This is a genomic window from Pseudomonas sp. 05N434, from assembly GCF_056396965.1.
The window spans coordinates 1-3,723 of the sequence record NZ_JBFTMK010000502.1 but is presented as its reverse complement, the minus strand read 5'-3'; the positions used below and the strand labels follow the sequence as shown (position 1 = coordinate 3,723).

The window sequence follows — 3,723 nt, the reverse complement described above, 5'->3', positions numbered from 1 at the left end:
GGCCAATATCGTGATTTTCGTGCTCGGCGTGGTACTGACCCGTGCCGGCGGTTGCGTGATCAACGATTGGGCGGACCGCAAGGTCGATGGCCATGTGAAACGCACCGAGCAACGGCCGCTGGTGAGCGGCAAGATTAGCTCCAAAGAAGCCTTGGTGTTCTTCGCGGTGCTGATGGGTGTGAGCTTCCTGCTGGTGCTGTGCACCAACGCGGCGACTGTCTGGCTATCGCTGGGCGGTTTGGCCCTGGCGTCCAGTTATCCGTTCATGAAGCGCTACACCTATTACCCGCAAGTGGTGCTGGGAGCGGCGTTCTCCTGGGGCATGCCGATGGCGTTCACCGCCGAGACCGGTGAGCTGCCGGCGACAGCCTGGTTGCTGTGGATCGCCAACTTGCTGTGGACCGTGGGCTACGACACCTATTACGCCATGACCGACCGCGACGATGACCTGAAGATCGGGGTGAAATCCACCGCGATCCTGTTTGGCGATGCCGACCGGGTGATCATTCTGACCTTGCAAGGCCTGGCGCTGGGCTGCCTGTTGCTGGCTGGCTCGAAATTCCATCTCGGTGGYTGGTTCCACCTTGGGTTGCTGGTGGCGGCAGGCTGCTTTGCGTGGGAGTTCTGGTACACCCGCAGCAAAGACCGGATGCGTWGCTTCCAGGCGTTTTTGCATAACCACTGGGCGGGGTTGGCGATTTTTGTGGGGATTGTGCTGGATTACGCATTACGTTGACTGCGATTGATCTGTAGCAGCTGCCGAACTCAGGCTTCGCCAGCTGCTACAGACTGTTTACAGGGCAGGCAAATCACTTACTTGTGTTCGCCAATCACGTGCCACATTTTCATCATGCCGTCGCCTTTCATGTCTCCCGGCTTGCTGTCCATTTTGTAGGTGTACATTGGCTTGCCGTCGTAAGTCCATTGCATTGTGCCGTCGTCACGCTTGATCGGCTTCCATTCACCCATGGGCTTGGCATCCATCGGAGCCATCATCGGCGGCCAGTTCTTCGCACACTCACCCATGCACATCGACTTGCCGTCCTTGTCCTTGTCAAAGGTATACAAGGTCATACCCTTCTGATCGACCATCATGCCGCCTTTCATCATGGCGGGTTCTGCCGCAAAGGCCAGGGACGGCAGCGTTAACGCAGCCGTGACCAGCAGGACCTTCCAGGATTTAGCAATGTGATTCATGGAAACCTTCCTTTTGTGGTTGTCAGGATTCGGAATTAGAGCTTAGTTCAGGATCGCGACAATCGCAGGCCGGCTAAAATACTGTCACACGACTGCAATAATTCCGTTATCTAATGCGGCGCAAGACAGTTAAATGACAAGAGGATTAAGGCATGGTTGGCAGGAGCATTCTGATCGTCGACGACGAAGCGCCCATTCGCGAAATGATCGCCGTTGCGTTGGAAATGGCCGGCTATGACTGCCTGGAGGCGGAGAACTCCCAGCAGGCCCATGCCATTATCGTCGACCGCAAACCGGACCTGATTCTGCTCGACTGGATGCTGCCCGGCACYTCCGGCATCGAGTTGGCCCGCCGCCTCAAGCGCGACGAACTGACCGGGGATATCCCGATCATCATGCTCACCGCCAAGGGCGAAGAGGACAACAAGATCCAGGGCCTGGAAGTCGGCGCCGACGACTACATCACCAAACCATTTTCACCCCGTGAGCTGGTGGCACGCCTCAAAGCCGTGCTGCGTCGCGCCGGCCCGACCGATGGCGAAGCGCCGATCGAAGTCGGCGGCCTGCTGCTGGACCCGATCAGCCACCGCGTGACCATCGACGGCAAACCTGCCGAGATGGGCCCCACCGAGTACCGCTTGCTGCAATTTTTCATGACCCACCAGGAACGCGCCTACACCCGCGGCCAGTTGCTGGATCAGGTCTGGGGCGGCAATGTCTACGTCGAAGAGCGCACTGTCGACGTGCACATCCGTCGCCTGCGCAAAGCCCTCGGCGATGCCTACGAAAATCTGGTACAAACCGTGCGCGGCACCGGCTACCGGTTTTCCACCAAGGCCTGAGCCGGCCGCCAGCCTCGCTGACAAGGACGCATATTTTCCGTGAACCAAAACTGGCATGGCACCCTGATTCGCCACATGCTGTTGCTGGTCACCGCCTGCCTGGTGATCGGCCTGATTTCCGGCTACTACGGCTGGAGTCTCGCCGTGGGCCTGGGTGTTTACCTGGCCTGGACCCTCAAACAGCTGCTGCGCCTGCACGAATGGCTGCGCCTGCACCAACCCGATGAAGCACCGCCCGACGGCTATGGCCTGTGGGGCGAAGTGTTCGACAGCATCTATCACCTGCAACGCCGCGACCAACGGGTACGCGGGCGCCTGCAAGCGGTGATCGACCGGGTCCAGGAATCCACTGCCGCGCTGAAAGACGCAGTGATCATGCTCGACAGCGACGGCAACCTTGAGTGGTGGAACCGCGCCGCCGAAACCCTGCTCGGCCTCAAGACTCCTCAGGACAGCGGCCAGCCGGTGACCAACCTGGTGCGCCATCCGCGTTTCAAGGAATACTTCGAGCAGGACAACTACGCCGAACCATTGGAGATTCCGTCGCCGATCAATGATCGCCTGCGCATTCAGCTGTACATCACCCGCTACGGCAACAACGAGCACTTGATGCTGGTGCGCGACGTGACGCGTATCCATCAGCTGGAGCAGATGCGCAAAGACTTCATCGCCAACGTGTCCCACGAGCTGCGCACGCCCCTGACGGTGATTTGCGGCTACCTGGAAACCCTGCTCGATAACGTCGAGGACGTGAATCCGCGCTGGACCCGTGCCCTACAGCAAATGCAGCAGCAAGGCGGGCGCATGCAGACCTTGCTTAACGATTTGCTGCTGCTGGCCAAACTGGAAGCCACCGATTACCCATCGGACAACCAACCAGTGTCCATCGATAGCCTGCTGCAATCGATCAAGAGCGACGCCCAGCAGCTGTCGGGTCAGAAAAATCAGCGCATCACCCTGGAAGCCGACCCGACGATTCTGCTCAAGGGCAGTGAAGCCGAACTGCGCAGTGCGTTTTCCAATCTGGTGTTCAACGCGGTGAAATACACCCCGGCCGAAGGCAATATCCGCATTCGCTGGTGGGGCGACGAGCAAGGTGCACACCTGAGCGTGCAGGATTCGGGAATCGGTATCGACAGCAAACACCTGCCGCGCCTGACCGAACGCTTCTACCGCGTCGATTCCAGCCGCAATTCCAACACCGGCGGCACCGGGCTGGGGCTGGCCATCGTCAAGCACGTGTTGCTGCGCCACCGGGCACGCATGGAAATCAGCAGTGTGCCGGGGCATGGCAGCACGTTTACCTGCCATTTCGCGCCGGCCCAGGTCACCAAATCCCGCGTGATCAGCGCCGCGGACTGATACCGACTAGCACTCGCCACTAGGCAATCGATCAGTCAGCCGCTACATTGGCTGACTTGTGCCTGCCCTTCAGGCACTGCATTTCCCCCTTTTTTGAATACACGGAACCCGCAAAACTCCATCATGGACCCTTCCCCTGGCTTGACCCTCGCAACAATATTCGCCGACTTCGGCATGATTCTTTTTGCTCTGATCCTGGTTTTGCTCAACGGCTTTTTCGTTGCGGCAGAGTTTGCCATGGTCAAACTGCGCTCGACCCGGGTCGAAGCCATCGCTGAACAGCACGGCTGGCGCGGGCACATCCTGCGCACCGTACACAGTC

At 59.2% G+C, this 3,723-nt stretch carries 5 protein-coding genes; 4 read left to right on the top strand and 1 reads right to left on the bottom strand.

The window, feature by feature from the left end:
- A partial coding sequence (gene ubiA, locus AC1DLB_RS24480) for a 4-hydroxybenzoate octaprenyltransferase (protein ID WP_477785790.1) occupies positions 1-736 on the top strand: 736 nt, incomplete at its 5' end.
- A 77-nt stretch (positions 737-813) separates the two neighbouring features.
- Here the strand turns inward: ubiA and AC1DLB_RS24475 are convergent.
- The gene (locus tag AC1DLB_RS24475; protein WP_018927397.1) at positions 814-1,197 is read right to left on the bottom strand and encodes a COG4315 family predicted lipoprotein; all 384 of its coding nucleotides are present in this window, start codon (positions 1,195-1,197) and stop codon (positions 814-816) included.
- A 152-nt stretch (positions 1,198-1,349) separates the two neighbouring features.
- Between AC1DLB_RS24475 and phoB the strand changes: the two genes are divergently transcribed.
- The 3 genes from phoB to AC1DLB_RS24460 all read left to right on the top strand — a co-directional run.
- Positions 1,350-2,039: a phosphate regulon transcriptional regulator PhoB gene (gene phoB, locus AC1DLB_RS24470; protein WP_007896474.1), complete on the top strand. Its 690-nt coding sequence runs from the start codon at positions 1,350-1,352 to the stop codon at positions 2,037-2,039.
- Positions 2,040-2,078: 39 nt separating this feature from the next.
- The gene (gene phoR, locus AC1DLB_RS24465) at positions 2,079-3,401 is read left to right on the top strand and encodes a phosphate regulon sensor histidine kinase PhoR (protein WP_018927396.1); all 1,323 of its coding nucleotides are present in this window, start codon (positions 2,079-2,081) and stop codon (positions 3,399-3,401) included.
- Between the two features lie 123 nt (positions 3,402-3,524).
- The coding region (locus AC1DLB_RS24460) for a CNNM domain-containing protein (protein WP_477785789.1) at positions 3,525-3,723 on the top strand (199 nt) is incomplete at its 3' end.

Excerpts from the sequence above, each read along its gene's own strand:
- AC1DLB_RS24475 (WP_018927397.1), bottom strand. The coding sequence starts at position 1,197 with ATGAATCACATTGCTAAATCCTGGAAGGTCCTGCTGGTCACGGCTGCG.